Source organism: Methylobacterium cerastii, from assembly GCF_022179125.1.
GTDB classification, from domain to species: Bacteria; Pseudomonadota; Alphaproteobacteria; order Rhizobiales; family Beijerinckiaceae; genus Methylobacterium; species Methylobacterium cerastii.
In genome coordinates, this window is the sequence record NZ_BPQG01000120.1 from 1 (window position 1) to 4545 (window position 4545).

At 69.5% G+C, this 4545-nt stretch carries 4 protein-coding genes and 1 pseudogene; 3 read left to right on the forward strand and 2 right to left on the reverse strand.

Annotated features, from left to right (window positions below):
• The first annotated feature begins 61 nt into the window (after positions 1-61).
• A complete protein-coding gene (gene leuB / locus MFF13_RS25550) occupies positions 62-1171 on the forward strand; it encodes a 3-isopropylmalate dehydrogenase (protein ID WP_147828648.1) in 1110 nt (369 codons plus the stop codon).
• Positions 1172-1261: 90 nt separating this feature from the next.
• Here leuB and MFF13_RS25555 read toward each other — a convergent pair whose 3' ends face one another.
• Positions 1262-1666, reverse strand: coding sequence for a hypothetical protein (locus tag MFF13_RS25555; RefSeq protein ID WP_147763394.1), 405 nt, complete (start codon positions 1664-1666; stop codon positions 1262-1264).
• Positions 1667-1807: 141 nt separating this feature from the next.
• Positions 1808-2650 carry a hypothetical protein gene (locus MFF13_RS25560; RefSeq protein WP_238273311.1) on the reverse strand — a complete coding sequence of 281 codons (843 nt, stop codon included), beginning with the start codon at positions 2648-2650 and terminating at the stop codon, positions 1808-1810.
• A 321-nt stretch (positions 2651-2971) separates the two neighbouring features.
• Here MFF13_RS25560 and MFF13_RS25565 point away from each other — a divergent pair, with 321 nt between their 5' ends.
• Both MFF13_RS25565 and MFF13_RS25570 read left to right on the forward strand, forming a co-directional pair.
• The gene (locus MFF13_RS25565) at positions 2972-4006 is read left to right on the forward strand and encodes an aspartate-semialdehyde dehydrogenase (protein ID WP_147752713.1); all 1035 of its coding nucleotides are present in this window, start codon (positions 2972-2974) and stop codon (positions 4004-4006) included.
• A 149-nt stretch (positions 4007-4155) separates the two neighbouring features.
• A pseudogene (locus MFF13_RS25570) lies at positions 4156-4545 on the forward strand (PQQ-dependent dehydrogenase, methanol/ethanol family); the annotation flags it as partial.

Consider the following 4545-nt stretch of genomic DNA (forward strand, 5'->3'; position numbering starts at 1 on the left):
CCAAGCGCTGCGACCCATCGCTACACCCCGCCGACCCCCCGCCCTCCGGAACGATCAGATCATGGCCACCTACAAGCTCCTGCTCCTGCCCGGCGACGGGATCGGCCCCGAGGTGATGGCCGGCGTCCAGACGGTGCTGGCGGCGCTCGCCGAGACTGGGCTCGCCCACTTCGAGACCGAGGCCGACCTCGTCGGCGGCTCGGCGATCGACGCCCACGGCAAGCCGCTTTCGAACGCGACGCTGGCCAAGGCGGATGCGGCCGACGCGATCCTGCTCGGGGCGGTCGGCGGCCCGAAGTGGAACGGCGTGGCCTACGAGATCCGCCCCGAGGCCGGCCTGTTGCGGCTCCGCAAGGATCTCGGCCTGTTCGCGAACCTGCGCCCGGCGATCTGCTATCCGGCGCTCGCCGACGCCTCGGCGCTCAAGCGCGAGCTGGTCGAGGGCCTCGACATCATGATCGTGCGCGAATTGACCGGCGGCGTGTATTTCGGCGAGCCGAAGGAGATCACCACCCTGCCCGACGGCTCGAAGCGGGCGGTGGACACGCAGGTCTACACCACGGCCGAGATCGAGCGGATCGCCCACGTCGCCTTCGATTTGGCGGGCAAGCGCTCCGGCCGGGTCGCGTCGGCCGAGAAGCACAACGTGATGAAGTCCGGCGTCCTGTGGAAGGAGGTCGTCACCGCGGTCCACGCGCGGCACTATGCGGGAATCGAACTGGAGCACGTGCTCGCCGACAACTGCGCGATGCAGCTCGTGCGGCGCCCGAAGCAGTTCGACGTGCTGGTGACCGACAACCTGTTCGGCGACGTGCTCTCGGACGTCGCGGCGATGCTGACCGGCTCCCTCGGGATGCTGCCCTCGGCCTCGCTCGGTGCGGTCGACGCCCGCGGCACCCGCAAGGCGCTGTACGAGCCGGTGCACGGCTCCGCCCCCGACATCGCCGGACAGGACAAGGCGAACCCGATCGCGATGATCGGCTCGCTCGCCATGTGCCTGCGCTACTCGTTCGGCCTCGGCGAGGCGGCCGACCTCGTGGACGGCGCGATCACCGCGGCGCTCGCCGGCGGCGCGCGCACGGCCGACATCGCCGGCGATGGGTCGAAGGTCCTCGGCACGCGCGCCATGGCCGAGACGATCGCGGCTGAGCTTCGCACCCGCGCGGCCTGAGCCGCCAAGAACGCAAGCGGATAAGAACGAGAAAGGGCGCGCAGCTCTCGCTGCGCGCCCTCGATCGGCACGGGTGGGTTTCGGCCCGGCTTAGTACGGGTTGCCGTAGCGCGAGACGTAGGAGGTCGGATCGATCGCGTCGACGGCCGAGAAGTCGACGTTGCGGATCGCGCTCGACCGGGCGCCGATGAACGGGCCGTTGGTGATCGGATCGGGCAGGATGCCACCGCCGTAGCCGTCGTTGCGGCCGTAGACCGGGTTAAGCTGGTTCGACTGCGCGATCAGCACCGGGTTGGTGGCCGGGTTGCTCACCGAGCCGTTGCCGGGCTCGACCACGTTGCCGGCGTCGAGCCAGCTGCGCGGGCGGATGCGGATCGGCAGCGGGCGACTGACGCGGTAGCCGGGGCCGAACCCGTCCTGCGCCTGGGCCGGAGCGGTGAAGCCGAGGCTGGTGACGGCGAGGGCGCCCAGCAGGGCGATCTTGATCGAGCGCATGACGCACCTTGTTTGAATGCGGGTCTGGTATGGCGCCGAGAGATTAAGAATCCGGTGCCTGTTGCGCAGTAGACGCCCGAGCGCGGCCGTGGTTCCGGAAAAACGGCCGAGCTTACGTGTTTTGCCGCAATGTTGCCCCAATCACGCACGGGGCCGCTTCGGCGGAGGCGTCGTGCGGCGCGGCGCGATCGAGCCGGTGCGACCCGCCAGCTCCTGCGCCGAGAGCGCCCGGATCGGATCGCAGGCCGGATCGCGACGCGCCTCGGCCTCAGTGAAGACGGCGTCGGTGGCGGGGTCCGCGCGCCCGTCCAGCGCGAGGCCGTCGAGGGCGCAGGCGAGCGCGCGCGGCTCGGGCGGTTGTCCCAGAGGCGCGCACAGCCAGCCGTCCACCCGAACCGGCCGGGCCTCCAGGGTGACGAAGCCGGTGCAGATCCGGCGCCGGTCGCCGGACAAGGTCGCCTCCAGCGTCTCGACCGCGCCGAACTTGGTGGCGACCCGCCCGCGGGCGCCGGTGCGGACCACCGCGAGGTTCGGACCCTCCGCCGCGCGCCGGGCTAGCGTCACGAACAGGCCGGGCTGCGGCTCGGCGGCGTCCCGCGTCAGGGTGAGGCGCAGGTGCGTCTCCTCGATCGCCGAGAAGTCGCCGCTTGCCAGCGTCTGCTCCTGCGGGTTGCGCGGCGGTTCGATCCGGACCGTCTCGCCGGCCCGGTCGAGGCGCAGGTGCCCGGTGCCGGCGGCCGGGGCGACCGGGCGGGCGTTCAGCGTCATGGCCGGGACGAAGGCGATGCCGAGATCGGTCGTCGTGACGGATGCCGGGGCCGGAGCGGGCGGATCGGCGGGCCGCTTGGTCTCGCGCGAGAACAGGCTCAAGGCGCCGATGACGAGCACGGCGCCGACGGCCCGGCCGGTGAAGGCGACGAGCCGCCACCGCCGCGGCGCGGGTGCCGCGGGGGCGAGGTCGGGGAACGTCTCGTCTGGAGCCATCGGATGCGGTCGCGCCTCGGGAAAGCGCCGGCACCATCCGCCCCGATCCCCTCCCCCCACCTTTCCAAGCCGGCCTCCGCGGCGGCGTTTCTCGTCACGCGGTGAATCGATCCTTGTCGCGGCCGACGGGCTTGGTCGCGCAGGGAGAAGCATGGCGGACGGGCCGAGGCATGACGCGACCGCCCTTGACAGGCGCGCGACCCCGGCGCCTTGCTCCCGCCTTCCGAAGGTCCTGCCTTGCGACGTCGCGGGGCCTACGGGTCATGGGCCGATGCGGCCGGCGGAGGCCGGGATCGCTGCACGGCAAGCGGAGTCTTCGAGATGGGTTACAAGGTCGCCATCGTCGGCGCCACGGGCAACGTGGGCCGCGAGATGCTGGACATCCTCGCCGAGCGGGCCTTCCCCGCCGACGAGGTCGTGGCGCTGGCCTCGCGCCGCAGCCAGGGCCAGGAGGTCTCCTTCGGCGACAAGATCCTCAAGGTCAAAGCGCTCGACACCTACGACTTCTCCGACACCGACATCTGCCTGATGTCGGCCGGCGGCGAGACCTCGAAGGAGTGGTCGCCCCGCATCGGCGCGCAGGGCTGCGTCGTGATCGATAATTCCTCGGCGTTCCGCTACGATTCGGACGTACCGCTGATCGTGCCCGAGGTGAACGCCGACGCGGTGGTCGGCTTTTCCAAGCGCAACATCATCGCAAACCCGAACTGCTCGACGGCCCAGCTCGTCGTGGCCCTGAAGCCGCTGCACGACGCGGCGACGATCAAGCGGGTGGTGATCTCGACCTACCAGTCGGTCTCCGGCGCCGGCAAGGACGCGATGGACGAGCTGTTCAACCAGACCCGCGCCGTGTTCACGGCCGGCGAGGTGAAGCAGGAGAAGTTCACCAAGCGCATCGCCTTCAACGTCATCCCGCACATCGACGTGTTCATGGAGGACGGCTACACCAAGGAAGAGTGGAAGCTGGTCGCAGAGACCAAGAAGATGCTCGATCCCAAGATCAAGCTCACGGCCACCGCCGTGCGCGTGCCTGTGTTCATCGGCCACGCGGAAGCCGTCAACGTCGAGTTCGAGCGCCCGATTTCGCCCGAAGAGGCGACCGCGATCCTGCGCTCGGCGCCCGGCATCTTGGTGATCGATAAGCGCGAGAACGGCGGCTACATGACCCCACACGAGGCGGCGGGCGAGGACGCCACCTACATCTCCCGCATCCGCGAGGACGCGACTGTGGAGAACGGCCTGAACTTCTGGTGCGTCTCGGACAACCTGCGCAAGGGCGCCGCCCTGAACACGGTCCAGATCGCCGAGCTCTTGATCAACCGCAAGCTGATCGGGCGGGACAAGAAGGCGGCCTGAGGGCTTCTTCACGCGTCGCTGTATCGCTGTTCGATCGAGCGCAGTCTCCGCAGGGAGGCTGCGCTTTTTCGTGGCCGACAGATCATGGCCTTTGCCCGTCGACAGAGGGGGGGCTGCCGCCACGCGATCCGATCGATAGAACGAGCCCGATGAAAATCCATCTACTCGCACTCGGCGCTGGCCTGGCGGTTGCCACCCCGGCCTTGGCTGAAGACCTGATGACGCACCTGGCGAACCCCGCCGAGCAGGTCCTTCAGACGGTCGACTACGCCAACACGCGCTATTCCAAGCTCGACCAGATCAACGCCGGAAACGTCAAGAACCTCCAGGTCGCCTGGACCTTCTCGACCGGCGTGCTGCGCGGCCACGAGGGCTCGCCGCTCGTCGTCGGCAACATGATGTACGTCCACACCCCCTTCCCGAACATCGTCTACGCGCTCGACCTCGACCACGAGGCCAAGATCGTGTGGAAGTACGAGCCCAAGCAGGATCCGTCGGTGATCCCGGTGATGTGCTGCGACACGGTCAACCGTGGCCTG

What these genes read in the sequence shown, in the direction of transcription:
- MFF13_RS25560 (WP_238273311.1), bottom strand. Translation starts at nt 2,650, where the DNA reads ATGGCTCCAGACGAGACGTTCCCCGACCTCGCCCCCGCGGCACCCGCG.
- leuB (WP_147828648.1), top strand. Translation starts at nt 62, where the DNA reads ATGGCCACCTACAAGCTCCTGCTCCTGCCCGGCGACGGGATCGGCCCC.
- MFF13_RS25565 (WP_147752713.1), top strand. Translation starts at nt 2,972, where the DNA reads ATGGGTTACAAGGTCGCCATCGTCGGCGCCACGGGCAACGTGGGCCGC.
- MFF13_RS25555 (WP_147763394.1), bottom strand. Translation starts at nt 1,666, where the DNA reads ATGCGCTCGATCAAGATCGCCCTGCTGGGCGCCCTCGCCGTCACCAGC.